We start from the raw sequence: 17855 nt of genomic DNA, 5'->3' as shown, positions 1-17855 counted from the left end.
CCCCGACCGGCCGAGCCGGGGTCAACTGGGGCCGCCCGTCGGCTACTTCTGTATCTCGTAGTCCTTGAGCAGCGTGGTCCGCCACGCCTTCGCGGTGGCGTCGAGGCCCGCTCGCGGGTCCTCCTTCAGCGTGAGGATCTTCGTGTAGTGCTGGAGCCAGTCGGTGAACAGGTCGCCGCCCTGCGGGATCGCCGGGCGCGGGCGCGCCGTGGCCAGCGCGCGGTGGTAGGCGGCGCGCACCGGATCGGCCAGCACGCCCTTGGTGTACGCGGACGTGCGGGTCGGCAGCACCCCGACGGCGGTGGCGGCCGTCTCCTGCTGGGCCGCGTCGGTCAGGTACTTGACCAAGAGGTACGCGGCGTCGAAGTTCTTCGAACCGGCGTAGACGACGAGGTTGTGGCCGCCCACGGGGGAGCCCGCGACGCCGGTGGAGCCGGCCGGCACGGGCGCGATGCCGAGGTTCGCACGGTCGCGGAACGCCGACCCGCCGAAGATCTCCTTCGTCGCCCACGGGCCGTCGATCAGCATCGCCAGCCGGCCGTTCTTGAAGTCCGTCTTGAGGTTGTTGTAGCCGTCGGTGCCGGCGGGCTTCGGCGCGGCCCCGGACCGGACCAGGTCGACGGCGGTCTCGATGCCCTTGCGCGACGCCGCGTCGGCGATGGTGATCTTCTTGGCGGCGACATCGACCAGGTCGCTCTTCTCGCCGTAGAGGAACGGCAGGGCGTAGTAGCCGTCCGGGTTCAGCCCGATGCCGCCCGCCCCCGTCCGCTCCTTGATCTTCGCGGCGGCGGCCTTGACCTCCTGCCAGTTCGCGGGCGGCTCGGCGACGCCCGCCCGCTTGAGGAGCGCCTTGTTGTACATGAGGCCCAGCGCGTCGGTGACCTGCGGGGCGCCGTAGGTCTTGCCGTCGTACGCGGCGTTCTTCAGCGGCCCTTCGAGGAAGTCGCCGCTCTCGCCCAGCGCCGGGGTGCCGGTCAGGTCCTTGAGATAGCCGAGCTGCGCGAACCCCGGCGTCCAGCCGACATCGGAACGCAGCACGTCGGGCGCGCCCCGCCCGCTCTGCGCCGCCGTCTTGAACTTCTGCTGCGCCTGGTCGAACGGCACATTGACGTAGTCGACCTTGATCTTCGGGTACTTCTTCTCGAACGCCGAGACCAGGCTCCGGTACGTCGGCGCCTCGTTCGTCGCGTCCGAGGTGTCCCACCAGGTGACGGTCCCCGAGACGCTGCCCGGCTCCTTCGCCGCCTTGGAGCCGCTGCCCTTGTCGCCCCCGCCGCCGTCCCCTCCGCACGCCGCCGCGCCCAGCGTCAGCGCCCCCACGGCGACGACGGCGAGAATGCCTCTGCGCATGGGTCCCCCCCCCGAGGGCCGGCCCGTACCTGGACGGTCCGGGTTGGGGAGGAAGCTAACAGGTTGCAATCCCTTGCGAAAGAGCTTGCAACGTGGAGAATGGGCCAACTCCCGCGCGCAGAAAGGGCGGTGCCCTTGGCGGGGCTGGGCGCGGCGATGGCGTCGGGCCGAGCGCCTGCCGGGTTCACATCGCCTGGGACTGGGCCTGGAGTCGCGGTTCCGGCCGCGACAGAGGAGGCTGCGACAGAGGGGGCTCCGGCCGCGGCGCGAGGGCCGTCAGGCGGCCCACGAGGTCGCCGAACGGGCCGTCGGCCGGCTCGTCCGCGAGCATCCGGCCGAGGACGCCCGCCATCTCCTCGTCGTACGCCGCGCTCACCGCCGCCAACGCCGCGAGATCGTGCACCAGTTGCAGTTCCACCTCGCGCCGCGCGAGCTGCCGGCCGTCCAGCCACAGCAGCGCCGTCGACTCCGCGAGGGAGATCCAGGAACGGACGACCAGCTCCGTGCGCGGGGCCGGCCGCGCCAGGCCGAGATGGGCGACGATCTGCTCGTACGCGGCCTCCCGGACCCTCTCCAGCATCGCGCCCGCCGCCGAGCCGGCCGCCGGGCCGCCGCGCATCAACGCCGTGAAGCCGGGTCCGTGGTCCTCGACGAAGTCGAAGAAGCGGTGCGTGACGCGCAGCAGCCGCGCGCCGAGCGGACCCTCGCGGGGCTCCACGAAGAGCGCGGCGAGCTGGTCTCCCGCGCGGCGCAGCGCGGCCTCGTACAGGCTCTGCTTGCCGGGGAAGTAGTGGTAGACCAACGGCCGCGATATCCCGGCCGTCTCGGCTATCTCGTCGATCGAGACGTCCTCGGGGGAGCGGCGGCCGAAGAGCCCGAGCGCCACCGAGATCAGTTGATCCCGGCGCTGCTCGACGGCCATCCTGCGGCGTACCCCGGTCGTCATACGGACCACTCTAACGACCGGGGCCACCAGAGGTCTTGGGCGGTGCCCAACCTGTGATCTCGCCGCCCCCTGCGTACGCGCGTCCGTGCGCGATTCCGTCAGTGCAGCGCGGCGAGCTTCTTGCCGTTCGTCAGCCGCGCGGTCAGCTCCGCCCGCGCGCCGTCCTTCGCCGGTACGGCCAGCAGGTTGCCCGACGCGCTGCCGCGCACCCCGCCCGTGGCGGTGACCGAGGCGACATCGCGGCTGCCGGCCGCGAGCAGATACCACTGGCCGGCGGGCGACTTCCACAGCGCGCCCGCCAGCGCGGTCGGGTCCTTGGGGCCGCAGGCCCGCGAGCCCGCGGAGCGGGCGACGAGGGCGCCCGGCGCGCCCGGCTTCGTGCCCGGCGGCTGGAACTGGGCGAGCGCTTGGCTGCCGCCGCCGCGCCAGGTCTCGGTCCGCGTGCAGACCCACTCGGCGCTCCCGGCGCCGGCGGGCAGCGGCTGCTTCGCGAACCGCCAGGAGTTCACGGACCGCACCCCCTGCCCGCGCACGGCCGCCAGGTGGCAGGCCGAATGCGCCCAACCGGCGCGTCCCGCCGCGGTGTTCACGTCCCGGGGGCCCTTGCCCGCCGGGCTCCCGTACGTGAGCCGGGCCGGGAACAGCTCGCCGAGGTCGGTCACCAGCCGGCCGCCGAGCTGGAGCGCGGGCCAGGTGTCGCAGGACGAGGCCGCGGCCGGGCTCGGCACCGGATCGGTCACGCCGTCCGCGCCGCGGTGCAGCGGCCGGGCCGCCGCGGCCGGCTTGAGCAGGTCCCGTACGGCCGCGCTCTTCACCCAAGGGGCCGTCAGGTAGCGGACGTTGCCGTCCACGCGCGCCACGACGAGGGCGGTCGCGGAGGCGGCGTCCGCGGCGTCGGCGCGCGCGAAGTCCAGCGCCACCAGCGACGCCTTGCCGTTCTTGGGCTCCGCGTAGCGCACCACGCGCAGCCCGTCGTGGAGGATCACCACGGCCACCGAGCCGACCTCGCCCGCGTACAGCAACTGCGGCGGGCCCGGCGGCGGGCCGGGCAGCGTGCCGGGCGTCGCCGACGCGCGCGTGTCGCGGCCGGGCCGGGCCCAGACGGCCAGCGCCCGGCGCAGCAGCTCCCGGTCGCCGACCCGGTTGCCGCGCGCGGGCCAGGACGAGAAGTCCCCGCGGTCCGCCGTCTGCCACGCCGTGGGCGCGGCCCGGGTCAGACTCGCCGGGTCCAGAGCCCGCTCGGCCGCCGCGTTGCGCGCGTACGGCGGGGCCGCCGCGCCGTCCGGGCCCCAGCCGGAGCCGGGCAGGCTCAGCAGCGTGCCGCACACGGCGACGGCGGCCAGCGCCGCGAGCGCCGCGCGGGAGTGCTGGCGGCGGCGGAGCAGATCGGTCGGCCGGGCCTGCAACGAGCAGGGGTCGAACTCCGGGGCGGTCAGCAGCGATTCGGCCCGGCAGCCCGCCGGCAGCTCGACCGCGTCCGCCTCGTCGAGCGCCGCGTCCGGGTCGTCGACCCCGGCGGCGTCCAGCGCCCGCAGCGCGTCCAGCTCGCCCATCCGCTCCAGCGCGCGCAGCACGTACGCGGCCCGGCCCGGCAGGGACAGCGCGGACAGCGTCCGCTCCAGGGCCAGTTCCTCGGCGCCGCCCGAGCGCGGCGTGAGCCGCAGCCCCCACACCCGCGGCAGCGGCGGCGGGAGCTGGCCGGGGCGCGGCAGCCGCCACCGCCCGCGCGGCCGCCCCGCCACCAGCGCCGCGCGCAGCACCCGGGTCCGTACGTACGCGTAGCCGGGGTCGGTCCGCGCGCCGTCCGGCGTGCGCGGCGCGGGCACCGTCCGGGCGGCGTCCGTGACCTGGTTGCGCGGCAGCGCCCGCTGCACCACGGCGTGGGCGGTCAGTACCCGCCGCCGGCGGCCGAGGTCCGGCGGGAGGACGAGATATCCGAGCCGTACCAGGCGCGGATAGTGCTCCATGAGCGCGGCCTCGGCCTGCTCGACGTCGATCGGGGTGTCGATGGGGGTGTTGACCTCGGGACGGGGGGTTGTCGCCTGCTGTTCCACATTCGGAAGAACGAGTGAATGGGGGGAGGGTCACCGCACTCGTTCGTGGGGCGCGGCTTCCCGGAGGTGTTTGTTCCGCCGATCGCGGCTGATGGGGAGCGTGAGTCCGAGAACGAGCGCGGCGAGGTGCCCGGCGTCGGTGAACGTCCGCTCCCGGCGCAGGAGGGGGCGCACGCCGAGGGCGAGGAGGGCCCCGGTCGCGGCCGTACGGGCCGGACCGCGCGGCAGCGTCCGCGCGAGCGCGCCGACGACGGCGTTGAATCCGTAGCTCGGTCCGACGTCGATCGCGGAGCGCGTGCGCGGGTCGATGCCAGGGGCGGCGCGCAGCCCGGCGTACACCAGCAGGCTCGCGCCCGCGTGCCCGTACGCGAACACGCCCGCCGTCCGCCCCGCGCCCCGCGTGCGCTCGGCGTACCCGAGCACCGCGAGCAGCAACAGCGCGTACGGCGGCTCCATCGGCTCCTCGACCAGCCCGGCGCTGGCGGCGAGGGTGCCCCAGCGGCCGCCGCGCAGATTGTCGACATTGGTCGAGCAGCCGCGCAGCAGCCGCTGCCGTGCGGAGGGCGCGAGCCGGCGCAGGGCGTACGCGCCGAGCTGCACGCCCCCGACGTACGCGGGGGCGAACCGGGGCATCCGAGAGAGAGCTGTACGCATCCGCCCATGATCGGCGGCGCCCGGCCCGGACACCAGCCCCTGCGCCCACGCCCTCACGCGCGCCTACGCGCCGGGCCGCCATGCTCACGCCCTCACGTCAGGACCCACCCGCTGAACTCCACCAGCCCCCGCTTCCCGCTCCCGTCGTTGCCCGCCGTCATGAAGAGCCCGACGTCCTGGACGGCCGCGGCGCCCGGCACGGAGACCGTCGCGATCGTGCGCCAGGTCGTGCCGCCGTCCGTCGAGCACTCGGCGGTGTACGCGCCGGCCGGGGTGCGCGTCAGGCGCAGATGGACCGGGGCTTTGAGGCCGGTGATCCGCCGGTAGGCGTCGACCGTGCCGTCGCCGTTGGTGTCGTAGGAGAGAACGACGCCCTGCTCCGGCGTGGCCGCCAGGTTGATGAAGCCCGGGGACCGCGGAGGGACCGTGGAGGCCAGGGAGTTGCGGACGATGATGCCGGTACGGGCCCAGCCGCCGGTGTTCGTCTGGGTGTCGACGCGGACCGTGGCGGAGTGCCCCGGGCTCAGCGCGCCCTCGCGGTACACCGCCCCGAACTCCGCCGTCCCCTTCCACAGGTCCATGCCGCCGCCCTCGATCGCGAAGCGGTCGCCGAGCTGCCCGAAGATCGCGGCGTTGTTGGTGACCGTCTTCCAGCCGGCCGCCAGCGGGCCCGCCGCGTAGAGCGTGCCGGGCAGGACGGCCGTCACCCGCTCCTCGCCGCGCGGCCCGTACCGCGCCGTCAGCTCGTACGGCAGCGGCTTCAGCGGCCGGTCGAGCGGGCCGGCCGGGGCCGTGACCCGCCAGCGGACCGTGCCCGTGCCGCCCGGCGCGACGTACGGCAGCGAGAGCGGGCCCCGCGGGGCGGCGTCGAGGCCCGAGAGCGCGAAGTCGACGCGGCCGGTGGCGCGCAGGCCGTTGACGTTGCGCAGCGCACCGGTGAGCGTCGCCCGGCCGCCGGGCGGCACGGCGGCGGGTTCGGCGGTGGCGGAGAGGGTGCCCTGGTACGGGGCGGCGGCCAGCGTGTCGTGGACGCGCCGCGCGGTGCGGTAGGCGTCGGAGGCGGGCCGCAGCGGGTACCGCTTGCGCTCGCGCGTCCACGGCTCCTCGAAGGCGAACCAGTCCACCGGGCGCGGCGCCCGCCCCTCGCGCAGCGCGTCCTCCAGTTCGCCGAGCCACTTCGCCCAGCGCGGCAGGTAGAAGTCGGCCATCAGGCCGTTCCAGTCGCGGTTGCCGTACTCGTGCAGCTTGCCGGGGTCGGAGGTGGCCCGGTCGCCCCAGACGGTGATCAGCACCCGGGCCGTGCGCTCCAGCTCCGCCGACTCGGCCGCGCTCGTCCCCATGGCCCGCGCCGCCTCGTTCCAGGGCCCGAGCAGGAACGCGCGGTGCGCGCCCGCGATGTCGTCGGCCAGCCGCATCAGCCTCAGCCACAGCGCCGACAGCGCCCGGAAGGCCGGCAGGTCCCTCCGCATGTACGCGGTCTTGAGCTGCGGCAGCAACTGGCGGCTGCGGTGGGCGACGGCCTGCCGCGCCACGTCCACCAGGTCCGCCTTGTACGCGTCGCTGCGGCGCAGCTCGTCGTCGACGGCCAGCAGCCCGGCGAGCGCCGCGTCGAAGCGCGCCGGGTCGTAGGACAGGTCGCGCGGCGCGTACTCGGCGGCGCGGTTGGCGTCGAGGTCGGGGCGGGCGGCGAAGAGGGAGTCGTGCGGGTCGCTGCGCTCGGGCGCGTGCTGCTGGTAGGCGGTGTCGCGCAGCGCGGCCCAGGCGCGGCGCGCGCCGCCGTCCCGCTCCCCGTACCGGAACTCGCCGTAGTCGGCGAACCACTCGGTCCGGTCCACGGGCCGCTCGCGCCACGCCAGTTCGGAGAAGAGCTCGAAGGCGGCCGGGTCGCGGTCGGTGGCCTCCGGCATGTACGCGGTCCCCGCCAGCGCGCTGTTCGACTTGTCGCGCCACCTGAAGAACCGGTCGTTCCAGGCGTGCGTCTTGGCGCCGAGCGTGGTGCGGCCCCCGTAGTTGGGGATGGTGCCGAAGCAGTACGGGGTGCCGGCCCAGTCCTTCTCGCGGTCCGGCTCGGCCGTGGTGCGGTCGGAGATCCCGTCGAAGATCACCATCTTCGACTTGTCGACCGCCGCGATCAGTTCGGGCAGCGGGTTGCTCTCCCAGCCCAGGATCGTCCAGATGCCGTCCGGGTGCGCGGCGCGCAGCGCCCGTTCGACGCCCTGCGCGGCGGGGCCGACCGGCACGTCGCCGGCGGTGCCGCCCTCGTGCAGCAGGTCCATCTTGAAGTGCGCGGCCTCGCCGAGGATGTCGCGCTGGTGCCGGTAGAAGGAGGCGGCGACCTCGCCGAAGACGGCCGTGCGCGGGTCGAGCCAGTCGGGGCGCTTGAAGCCGTGCCACTCGCCCTGCGGGACGACGCGCGCACCGGGGTTACGGGCCACGAAGCCGTCCGGCACGGTCCCGTAATAGCCGGGGAGCACCGGGTGCATGCCCAGCTCCCGCAGCCGGTCGGCGATCCGCCGCCCCAGCGCGGAACGTTTCGCCAGCAGCTCACGGCTGAGCGGCCCGCCGTACGCGCTGAGGTTCTGCAGCAGCCACCACGGCTGGTGGGACGGCGCGGGCAGCCAGGCTCGGGCCTCGGCGTCGCTGTAGCCGAAGTCCATCAGCACCCGGTGGTAGACCTCGTCGTGCCCCGCGATCACCAGCACCTCGTTGCAGCCGTGCAGCGCGAGGAGGTCGATCCGCCGCTCCCAGAACGCCCAGTCGGCGTACGGCGCGGTGTAGCCGTCGTTGGTGTCGTTGAGCGCGAAGCGGTGCGCCAACGACGTGGATCTCTCCAACGGGCGGCCGGGCGACGGCAGCCTCCGGGGCAGGTCCGTCTGGCTGCCGTTCCAGGTGAGGTGGGCCCCGCAGACGTACTTCAGATACCAGTGCACGCCGGTGAGCTGCACCGCCGGGCTCGTCCCGGCCACCTCGACCTCCCCGGCCCGGCCGGAGACCTCGAAGCGCTCCTCGCCGCCGTGCAGCGGAACGAGCCGGAACTGGTCCGCGTGCCGGGGAAGCAGCCGCCCCAGCGCTGCTCGCGCCGGGGCGGTGGTGAACGGGGTCGCGGTCGCGGTGGTGCCGGAGGCGGTGTCCGCGGCCGCGGCGGGGGTGAGGCCGCTGAGGGCGGCTCCGGCGCCGAGCGCGCCGGCGGTCCCCAGCAGCCCGCGTCTGGACAGTCCGGGCAGTCCGGGCAGGCTGGACAGGTCGGTCATAGCAAACGCTCCCTGTGTGCAGCGGCAACAATGGACGCTGTGCGCAGCGCACGTTAACCGTCGTCGCACACGGGGGCAATGAGGCGCTTCAGCCGCGGTCGAGGTAGGCGAGGACTGCCAGAACGCGGCGGTTGTCGTCATCGGACGGCGGCAGCCCCAGCTTCCCGAAGATGTTCGAGGTGTGCTTTGCGACCGCACGCTCGGTAACGACCAGGTGGGCGGCGATCGCGGCGTTGGAGCGCCCCTGCGCCATCAGCTCCATCACGTCGCGCTCACGGGGCGTCAGATGGGTCATCGGCTTGTCCTGGGACCGCCGGGAGAGGAGCTGAGAGATCACTTGCGGGTCCATCGCCGTACCACCGGCGGCCACCCGCCGTACCGCGTCGATGAACTGGTCCGCGTCGAAGACCCGGTCCTTGAGCAGATACCCCACGCCGCCGCTCCCGTCGGCCAGCAGCTCGCGCGCGTACAACTGCTCCACGTGCTGCGACAGCACCAGCACCGGCAGACCGGGCGTGGCCCGCCGCGCCGCCAGCGCGCACTGGAGCCCCTCGTCCGAGAACGACGGCGGCAGCCGCACGTCCACCACCGCCACGTCCGGCTTCAGCTCGGCCAGCGCCCGGGTCAGCTCGGGGCCGCTCTCGACGGCGGCGGCGATCTCGAAGTCGTACGCCTCCAACATCCGGACCAGGCCGTCCCGGAGGAGGAAGAGGTCTTCGGCTAGGACAACGCGCACGGAATCTCCATGGTCGGGAAGTGACGGGACCGGCCGGCGGCCGGGTCGGCGGCCGATCGGCGGACCGCGCCGAGGCTGAACGGGCCGCGCGGGGCGGGCCCCGCGAGCTTATGGTCTCATCGGCGCGGGGGAGGGGGCGGGGAGAGCGGGGAGAGCCGGGTACGCGTCCGCGTTTGTACGGGGCCTGTGAGGCGTACGGTGCCTGCGGGGCGTACGGGGCCTGCGGGGCGTACGAGCCGGTGGAGCGTACGGGCCCGGCGCGGCGTACGGGTCCTCCCCTGTGTCCGGGCCCTGCGGGGCGTACGGGTCCTCCCCTGTGTCCGGGCCCTGCGGGGCGTACGGGTCCGTACGCAGCGAAGAGCGCCCCCGGGGCCGGGCCGGCCGGGGGCGCTCGTCTGCTCAGGTGGGTGGTACGGGGCGCGGCTCACCGGCCCCGCGCGGGCGCGGGGCTCAGGGAGCACGGGATCTCCATCGTGACCATCGTCGGCCCGCCCGCCGGGCTGCTCATGGCCAGTACGCCGTCGAACGTGCCGAGCCGCCGCTCGACGCCGACGAGCCCCGAGCCGCCCGAGGTGGTCGCGCCGCCCCGCCCGTTGTCGGTCACGCTGATGCGCAGCATGCCGTCGGTGTGGTGGATGTCCAGCCAGACCTGCTCGGCGCCCGAGTGCTTGGCGGCGTTGGTCAGCACCTCGCTGACCGCGAAGTACGCGGCCGACTCGACCGGCTCCTCGGCCCGGCCGGGCAGCTCGATGTCGACCTCGACCGGCATCGACATGCGCAGCGCCAGCGCCCGTACGGCGTCGCCGAGACCGCGCTCGGCCAGCACCGGCGGGTGGATGCCGCGGACCAGGTCGCGCAGCTCGGTCAGGGCGTCGGCGGAGTCGGCGCGGGCCGCCGCCAGCAGCTTCTTGGCCTGCGCCGGGTCCTTCTCGATGAGCGCCTCGATGGTGCCCAGGCTCATGCCCATGGCGACGATCCGGGCCTGCGCCCCGTCGTGCAGGTCGCGCTCGATGCGGCGCAGCTCGGCGGCGGAGGTGTCCAGCGCGTCGTGGCGGGTCTCCGTCAGCCGGTCGACGCGCTGGGCGAGCGCCTGCTCGCGGGTGGCGGCGTCGGTCGGCGCGAGCAGCGACATGGCCAGCGTGAAGTGGCCGCGGAGCAGGGCCGGATTGACGAAGAAGGCCAGGACGCCGCAGCAGATGCCGAGCGCGGCGGCCAGGTTCGCGCTGGTCTGGCCGGTGATGTGGATGAACGCGAACCACTCGTTGCCGCCGGCGTTCACGATCGGCCGCCAGACGCCCAGGGCCAGCACGGGGCCCCACAGCGCGTACAGGAAGAGCACGGCCGGCAGGAGCGCGAGGAAGAAGCCCGCCGTCATGTCGACGAGCAGCCAGGCGATGTCGCGCCAGGTGGCGGGGTCCTTGAGCAGCGCCCGGCAGCGCTCCATCTGCCCGATCACGCCGCCGGAGTGTTCGGCGGGCAGCGGCCGGTACGGCGAGGGGATGCGCACCCCCGACCACGTGTACGCCTGGACCCGCCGCAGGTCGGCGAAGGCCCGTACGCCCTTGAACACGACGGGCGTCGTGAAGACGCCCAGGCCCAGGGGGGTCAGGACGATCGAGACGATCGCGAGCGTAAAGAAAATGATCGATCCGGCCAGGCCGACGACGGACAGGTACAGCCCCCGTGCAGTGGCCAGCAGTGCGCTGCGGACCCTCATCTGTATGTCTCCCTGCGCTCTTCCCTGTCACCCGGCGGTCGGGCACGTCACCAGTCTGCTGATCGGCCCATTATCGGTCACTGGGCCCGGCACCCGGGCCATGGTGTACCTAGCGACACCACGCCGGCGTCGCTGGTTGCTTCTGCGATCAGGCCGGCTGTATGTGGACGGGCGGCCGCCCCGAAGGAACGGCCGCCCGGCGCATCGCTACGGGAGACGGGTCAGGCGAGCGGAGGCACGTACTTGTAGCCGACCCGCCGCACGGTCACGATCGACCCCCGGTGCTCCGCGCCCATCTTGCGGCGCAGCCGGGCGACGTGCACGTCGACGGTCCGGCCGTCGCCCACGTGCCCGTACCCCCAGACCGTCGTGACGAGCTGATCGCGGGTGTGCACCCGGTGCGGGTGCGCGACGAGGTGGGCGAGCAGCTCGAACTCCAGATACGTGAGGTCGAGGGGGCGCCCGGCGACGTGGACGGTGCGCCGTTCCGGATCTATGCGAACAAGATCGTCGGCCGCCGCCGGGGCGGCCTCCGGAGCCCCTGCGGCCTGCTGCTCGGCCGGTACGAGCACCAGATAGCCGACCATCGGCGGCTGGCCCGGCAGGGTGGGCAGCGTGTGCGGGGGAGCGGGCAGCCACGTCGCGCCGGCGTGCAGCAGCTCGGCGACCGGCGGCGGCTCGCCGGGCGCGACGGCCCGCAGCCGGTGGCGGTGCGAGGGGGCGGTGGCGGCCGGAGCGGGGACGGGGGCGGAAGCGGCGGGGGAGGGCGACAGGGTACGGAGATTCGTCATGGGGACTCAGCTCTTTCGCGCGAGATGCCGTCGGGGGGCGTTACGTGCGCGCTGGCCATGGGCCGGTACGGGCGACCGGCGGGCTGACGTCGACCGCGGGCGTCAGCGGGGGGAGCGGGCCTGCGCGGAGATCGCGCGGCAACACACTCGGTCGTAATCGTGATGCTGGCGTGACGGCCAGAACGGCTCAAGGTCGCTGCGACCCGTAGCGGTGCTCGTCTGAAGGCTGGCCATGCCCCCCATTGAAGCATGCGCCCCGCTTGAGCAGCCCGCCCGCGGCCACTCCGGCTCTCTCCTGCGGCTCCTCCCACTACTCCGGATCGTCCTCGGCGAGATAGGCCGCGTACTCCTCCGCGTTGAGCAGCCCGCTGTACGCGCCGGGGGAGGGCACCTGGATGAAGATCACCCAACCATCGCCGTACGGATCGTCGTTGATCTGCTCCGGGCTGTCGTTGGTGGTCTCGTTGACCGCGATGACGACGCCGTTCACCGGCATATAGATCTCCGTCACGGCCTTGACCGACTCCACCGACCCGAACGCCTCGGCCGCCTCGAACCGCTCGCCCGGCTTCGGTAACTCGACATAGACGATGCTGCCGAGCTGCCGCTGCGCGAAGTCGGTGATGCCGACGGTCGCCTGGTCACCCTTGATCCGCAGCCATTCGTGATCCCTGGTGTACGAGAGGTCCTCGGGGATGTTCACCATGACGTGCCTCCTAGGCGGCGTCTGCGACGGGCGGCGCGGATGGGGCGTACAGGGCGGACGGGACAGCGGGCGGGGGACCTGCTCTGCTCGACGGTGCCACCGCGCGCCGTGCCCGCCAAGAGCACGCGCGGCCCGGGGGCGCGTCAAGGAGCGGTGCCTGGCCACCCGGCGGCAGCGGCGGGGGTGCGTGGTGGGGTTAGCCCCCTGCTCCGAGGGCGACAGCCCCCCGTCCGGCAAGGCCGGGCCGCCCCACCCGAGTTGGGGCCCTGCCCTCACTGCCCGGCACGCCGTTCCCGAAGAGCATTGAGGCACTCAGCACTCAGCACTCAGCACTCAGCACTCACCTCACCGAGCCGCCGGCCGAGCAAAGGACCCGTCATGCCGTTTCCCAGGAGAAGACCGGACTGTGCCGGAGCGGGCGGCGCGGGCGGGGGCACGTACGCATGAGCATCGCGGAGCGCCCTCGTACGTACGAACCGAGCGCCGCGGGGGTCGCGGGGGACAAGGCGGAGCCGTCGGCGGCGACGCCCCAACGGGACCGGGCGATAGACGCCCTGCGGGCGCTGGCGCTGCTGGCGGTGCCGACCGGCCACTGGCTGGTGGGCGGGCTGAGCCTGGACGGGAACGGCGCGCTGCACAACGCGAGCCCGCTGTCGTCCTTCGCCCCGCTGGCCCCCATCACCTGGGTGCTCCAGATGCTGGGCATCTTCTTCCTGGTCGGCGGCTACGCCTCCGTGCTGTCCTACCGGCGGTCGGCCGCGCGCGGCGAGTCGCGGACGCGTTGGATACGCGGCCGTCTCGCCCGTCTGCTGCGGCCCGCCGTGGGCGTCACGGCGGTCTGGGCGCTGCTCGCACCGCTGCTGTACGTGCTCGGGGTGCCCGAGCGGACCCTGCGCACCGCCGCGACGCTGGTCGTACAGCCGCTGTGGTTCGTCCTGGTGTACGCGGTGGTGACGGCGCTGACGCCGTACTGCGTGGCCGCCAACCGCAGGATGGGCGGGTGGGCGGCGGCGCCGCTGATGGCGACGGTGGCCGTGGTGGACTTCCTGCGCTACGGGCCGTACGCGGCGTCCGTGCCCGGATGGGTGGGGCTGATCAGCCTCTTTCCCGGCTGGCTGGTCGGCTACCAACTGGGCGTCTCCTGGGGCGAGAAGCGCCTCGGCAGGCGGGGCGCGTGGCTGCTGTGCGCCGGCGGCGCGACGCTGTTCGCGGTGCTGCTGGTGGTGTTCCACTACCCGGTGAGCATGGTGGGCGTGCCCGGCCAGGACCGTACGAACTCCCATCCGCCGTCTCTCCTGGTGATCGCGCTGGCCGCGGCGCAGTGCGGGGCGGCGATCCTGCTCCGCGACCGAATAGCGGCGCTGATGCGCAGGCCGGCGCTGTGGGCCCCGGTGTCGGCGGTCAACGCGTCGGCGATGACGAGCCTGTGCTGGCACCAGACGGCGATGCTCGCGGCGGCGGTCCCCGCGGCCTTCCTCGGCACGGTGACCGGCCTCACCACGGCCCCGGACTTCCCGGCCTGGATGCTCACCCGCCTCCCCTGGCTCCCCCTCTTCGCCATCCTCCTCATCACCATCGCCCGCACCACCCGTCACCTGGAAGCCCCCTGGACCGGCCTCTCCCGCACGCCCCGCCTCCTGGCGGTCGCCCTGGCCGTCGGTTTTTCGGCCTTCGCGCTGGGACTGGCCTGAACCCGACGCTGGGCGGCGGACAATGGCGGAAAATGATTTAACGGTCAACCATTTAGCGGTGCATCCTGAATGCAGCGACGGCGGGCCGGTAGCGCCTCGCGACTCAACACCCGTACGAGCCAACGGAGTTGACCGACATGAGCCAGACCCTTCCCCTCCGCCTCCACCACAACGCCTGGATCACCGACGACCAGGAAGCCAACCGGCACTTCTACGAGGACGTGCTCGGCCTGCCCCTGATCGCCGTGTGGACCGAGGTCAACACCCTGTTCGGCACCGAGCGCGCGTACAGCCACGCCCTGTACGGCCTGGCCGACGGCAGCGCCCTGGCCTTCTTCCAGTTCGCCGACTCCGAGGCCCAGAAGGAATTCCGGACCGACATCAACGACACCCCCTTCCGTCACATCGCCTTCAAGGTCGACCACGAGACCCAGGAGGCCATGCACAAGCGCCTCACCGCGGCCGACCCGGACTCGGACGCCCACGTGATCGACCACGGCTTCTGCGTCTCGCTCTACGTCACCGACCCCAACGGCCTGCGGCTCGAATTCGCCGTCGACCACCCCGACGTGGCCAAGATCGACGAAGAGCGCCGCACCACCGCCCACGCCGACCTCGCCCGCTGGCTCTCCGGCGACCACACCCCCAACAACAACTGGCGCTGACCCCGCTCCCTCACGCACCAAGCACAGCGAAGGCCGCCACCCCAACGGGGGTGGCGGCCTCGGGGCTGTGCCGTCGCATCAGGGGGAAGCCCAGTTGGCGAGTGCTAGGCGCCCTGTCCAGAATCGCGTTCTCGCCAGAAAGCCTCAGCCTGCGGGCGGACTGGGTGAGTTCCGTGTGGAACGGCGTCCGCCGTCGGGCGGGCCGGGCGGGTCACTCACGCGTCTACCGAAGGTATTTGCCGGGGGCCGCGGACAGCGGTTATCCGTGTCGGTGTTCAGTTCTTGGCGTACCTGACGCCAAGCGCGGATGATCTGTGGAAGCTTCGACAAGACCTCGCTCACTTGTGCCAGCAGGAGCGTGAGGCAGCCGAACGCGGCGAGGATGATCAGGGATATGTTGTCCCAATTCATAGCGTGAACTCCGATTTATGCCGGATTGGGAGCGAAGAGCAGGGCCGTACTGGGGCACTAGGCGAGAAGAACATGCTCAGAGAGCCAGTCGAGGGCATCGACGCCCAGCCGGTCGGGCGCTTCGAGGAGCGCGGCCTCCACCTGCGCGGAGTCGGACAGCACCTCGGGTCTGTCCGTCGGGCCTGGTGCGGCGAGACGCTCCATCGCCGAAGCGACGGTCTCGGGCCAGCCCGGCATGCCGAAATGGTGGGGGGCTTTGAAAACGGCCGATGCGGCCCTGTGCAGCAGCCCCGCGCGCCAGCCCTGTTCACGCATCACTTCCGCGGTGAACCAGACTCGGTCATCGACATGCTGGACGAACTCCGCCACGGGTCCGGACGGCATCGTGCGCAGCGCGAAGCGCGAACCGCCGGCCCACGGAAGGTCCACATCCGAAGCGATGGCTACGAACGCGAGCAGCGCCTCGGGGCCGCTGTCCCGCGCTGCTACCAGCGCCGCGCGGGCTCTGCGGTACAGATCGACACTCTGCGCGAAGATCTCCCCGTCGCTCGGCCCGTGATCGGCCGCGTGGATCGCCTCCAGCGGCCCCTCGCGCCAGGCTTCGGCGACCAGCCCGACCGCTGCCGCACGCACCAGAACGTCCGTGTCGTCGGCGTCGATCCCGAAGTGCGCCAGGACAGTGGGGCCCCACTCCTCGATCTCCGGAAGCGGCGAGTGCTCATCCGCGTCCTTGGCCCGGGCCTTGTCCAAGCGAGCTGCGAGTTCAGGGGACAGAGGTGCCAGTCCAGGCTGTTCCACGGTGATTCCGTGCTCCGCCAGATCCTCGAAAACGGTATCCGGCCCGCAGTCGATGTGTGTGGAGTCGTGGCGTCCCGAGCAGTCTTCCGCGCATTCGAACTCCTCGCACATCTCCGGCTCTGCGGGCTGCGCCTCGTTGAGAAGGTGATAAGCGAGCCGCTCTGCCACCGCCTCCCGCGCCGCGATCATGGCCAGGTCCAAGCGGAACGCCTCGTCCCTCAGCGCCGTGTCCTCGCGGTCCGCGGCAGCGGGGGGCTCCGGTGACTCTGGGATCCAGGTGTACGCGGACTCCAGAGAGACCAACAGCCAGGCGACACGCAGCGCTTTGACCTCCCCGGCCCGGGCCAGTTCGGCCACGGCCTCAGCGGCCTGCCGCACGCTGTCGAGATGGGCGAGATGGTGTGCACGTGCGGGCAACCAGACCGCGGTCTCCGCTCGAACCCGCTCGGAGTCGTGCGCCAGGGTTTCATCGCGGGCCCTTCGCGCCTGGGTGATCAATCGGGTCAGACAGGGTCGGCAGCCGAACAGCCCGGACGTCGGTGTCGGCCCGAGCGGTATGGCGGCGAGACTCTCACCGAACGGCTCGTCGCACAGGCAGCACACCAGGGCACCTACCTGGCGGGCTGTGGGAATACGCGGCAAGGCGGCGCGGATTGTGTCGTAGGCGTAGGCAGGGATGTGCATGCGCGGCAACTCCTCGGGGTGGCGGCGCTCCACCGGCGCCTTCTCCATGCTCACCCCACCGGTCGACCGTGAGTCACGATTTGGCGAGTGGACCGGCGAACTTGACGAATACTGCCTAGGCCCTGGTCTGCGACTTCTACCGTGTTGGCAGAACTTGACACCTTGAGTAGGGAGACCCCCCGTGACCGCTTCCAGCGCACCACCCCCGGCGACGGACCATCACCACGAGTTGGTCGAAGCTCTGCAAGAACTGCATCGCGCGGCCGGCAAGGTGAGCTTTCGGAAGGTGAGCACGCTCATCCGCGGCCGCGATGACCAGTTATCGGACGCCAGCCATGAGACCGTGCGCTCCGCCGTCAACGGACTACGGGTCCCACGCTGGGAGACCGTCCACGACATCGTCGTAGTTCTGGCCGGGCTGTGCAGCCCGCCTCGGGACGAGGAGACCGAGAGGGCCAGATTCCTGTCGCTCTGGCGCGCGATCAGTGAAGGGGAGTCGGGTGCGCTGAAGTCGTTCCAAGAGCTCGTCAACGGCGGGTGGGGCGGCGAGGACGGCAAATGGACGCCGGAGCTCGTCATGGGCGCGATGATCAACCCTTTCAACGCCATCGAGATCCACCCGTCGCTGGCCGTTCCGCACGAGACGTTGGTGTCGGAGGACGACTGGGTCCGGCTGATGCTGCGGCAGATTGAGGAGCAGGGAGCCGAACACACTCTGCGGGTCCTGCTCCACATGCTGAAAGGCGACTATGTGGGGGCGGCGGAGGGCTCGCCGTTCGGCTACTCCAACCCCGACCGGGAAGCCATGGAGGCGCACGCGGCCTTTCAGTACGGCTGTCAGGAGATTCAGCGGCGGCTGAGTCGCGAGCCCAACCTCCTGGCGGAATCGATCCGCGCCATGCGCGCCGACGAGACGATGGACCGGGACGATCGGGCGGAGATGCTGGAGAACGAGTCGGACCCTAGTCTGATGCGAGAGGTGATGATCGTGACTCCCGACACCTGGGACGAGGTCTCGGAGGAGGCGCATCACATGGTTTTCGGCTATCTGATCAAGCAGATCAGCCCTGTCGGCCCGTTCGGTCTCCCCGATGCCGAACGCTTTCGGATCATCTGGCGCGTTCCCGAGTCGCCCGCAGCATAGTTTCGCTCCCCGAGAGTCCCGTCGCACAGCGAAGGCCGCCGCCTCCAACGGGGTGGCGGCCTCGGGCGGAAACCTCGGGGGAGTTCGTGGACCAGAGGCCGAAGTACAGCACGGAAGCAATCCTGGCCGGGGGCGGCCTCTGAGCGCCCATGTGCACGTGCGCGCGTTCCCCCCTCTATACCGTGACATACCATGCCAGTACCTGCGGCTACCTCGTATTCACCGAGGAGGGACAGAACCCGGAATTCTCCTACAGG

Annotated in this window: 13 protein-coding genes; 3 read left to right on the top strand and 10 right to left on the bottom strand. The window is 72.5% G+C overall.

Translation table 11 applies throughout. The features are described from left to right. Nucleotides 1-42: 42 nt before the first annotated feature. The 9 genes from IF55_RS04895 to gcvH form a co-directional block, all read right to left on the bottom strand. Entirely contained in the window at nt 43-1350 is a 1308-nt protein-coding gene (locus IF55_RS04895) for an extracellular solute-binding protein (RefSeq protein ID WP_030875817.1), read from the bottom strand. A 184-nt stretch (nt 1351-1534) separates the two neighbouring features. After that, complete coding sequence (locus IF55_RS04890; RefSeq protein ID WP_078643664.1) at nt 1535-2296, bottom strand: TetR/AcrR family transcriptional regulator; 762 nt, start codon at nt 2294-2296, stop codon at nt 1535-1537. 98 nt (nt 2297-2394) lie between these two features. Next, nucleotides 2395-4350 carry a hypothetical protein gene (locus IF55_RS04885; protein ID WP_030875810.1) on the bottom strand — a complete coding sequence of 652 codons (1956 nt, stop codon included), beginning with the start codon at nt 4348-4350 and terminating at the stop codon, nt 2395-2397. A gap of 30 nt (nt 4351-4380) precedes the next feature. Then, nucleotides 4381-5004 carry a rhomboid-like protein gene (locus IF55_RS04880; protein ID WP_211269941.1) on the bottom strand — a complete coding sequence of 208 codons (624 nt, stop codon included), beginning with the start codon at nt 5002-5004 and terminating at the stop codon, nt 4381-4383. A 92-nt stretch (nt 5005-5096) separates the two neighbouring features. After that, nucleotides 5097-8255 carry an alpha-N-acetylglucosaminidase gene (locus tag IF55_RS04875; RefSeq protein WP_048831558.1) on the bottom strand — a complete coding sequence of 1053 codons (3159 nt, stop codon included), beginning with the start codon at nt 8253-8255 and terminating at the stop codon, nt 5097-5099. Between the two features lie 88 nt (nt 8256-8343). Next, complete coding sequence (locus IF55_RS04870) at nt 8344-8991, bottom strand: LuxR C-terminal-related transcriptional regulator (protein ID WP_030875802.1); 648 nt, start codon at nt 8989-8991, stop codon at nt 8344-8346. Nucleotides 8992-9415: 424 nt separating this feature from the next. Then, nucleotides 9416-10708: a sensor histidine kinase gene (locus IF55_RS04865; RefSeq protein ID WP_030875800.1), complete on the bottom strand. Its 1293-nt coding sequence runs from the start codon at nt 10706-10708 to the stop codon at nt 9416-9418. Between the two features lie 221 nt (nt 10709-10929). Beyond that, on the bottom strand, nt 10930-11499 hold the full coding sequence (locus IF55_RS04860; protein ID WP_030875797.1) for a winged helix-turn-helix domain-containing protein: 570 nt from the start codon (nt 11497-11499) through the stop codon (nt 10930-10932). A 310-nt stretch (nt 11500-11809) separates the two neighbouring features. After that, nucleotides 11810-12205 carry a glycine cleavage system protein GcvH gene (gene gcvH, locus IF55_RS04855; protein WP_030875794.1) on the bottom strand — a complete coding sequence of 132 codons (396 nt, stop codon included), beginning with the start codon at nt 12203-12205 and terminating at the stop codon, nt 11810-11812. 443 nt (nt 12206-12648) lie between these two features. Here gcvH and IF55_RS04850 point away from each other — a divergent pair, with 443 nt between their 5' ends. Together IF55_RS04850 and IF55_RS04845 are read left to right on the top strand one after the other, a co-directional pair. Then, nucleotides 12649-13896 carry an acyltransferase family protein gene (locus tag IF55_RS04850; protein WP_211269940.1) on the top strand — a complete coding sequence of 416 codons (1248 nt, stop codon included), beginning with the start codon at nt 12649-12651 and terminating at the stop codon, nt 13894-13896. Nucleotides 13897-14033: 137 nt separating this feature from the next. Further along, nucleotides 14034-14561, top strand: a complete 528-nt coding sequence (locus IF55_RS04845) for a VOC family protein (protein WP_030875789.1) — start codon at nt 14034-14036, stop codon at nt 14559-14561. A 468-nt stretch (nt 14562-15029) separates the two neighbouring features. Here the strand turns inward: IF55_RS04845 and IF55_RS04840 are convergent, their stop codons facing one another. Further along, a complete protein-coding gene (locus tag IF55_RS04840; RefSeq protein WP_245661060.1) occupies nt 15030-16502 on the bottom strand; it encodes a hypothetical protein in 1473 nt (490 codons plus the stop codon). A 133-nt stretch (nt 16503-16635) separates the two neighbouring features. Between IF55_RS04840 and IF55_RS04835 the strand changes: the two genes are divergently transcribed. Next, nucleotides 16636-17598, top strand: coding sequence for a hypothetical protein (locus IF55_RS04835; RefSeq protein ID WP_030875784.1), 963 nt, complete (start codon nt 16636-16638; stop codon nt 17596-17598). Nucleotides 17599-17855 lie beyond the last annotated feature (257 nt).

It is taken from the genome of Streptomyces varsoviensis (assembly GCF_000718635.1).
Classification (GTDB): domain Bacteria; phylum Actinomycetota; class Actinomycetes; order Streptomycetales; family Streptomycetaceae; genus Streptomyces; species Streptomyces varsoviensis.
The sequence above is the reverse complement of the archived record's forward strand: the minus strand, read 5'-3'. Positions and strand labels throughout refer to the sequence as shown.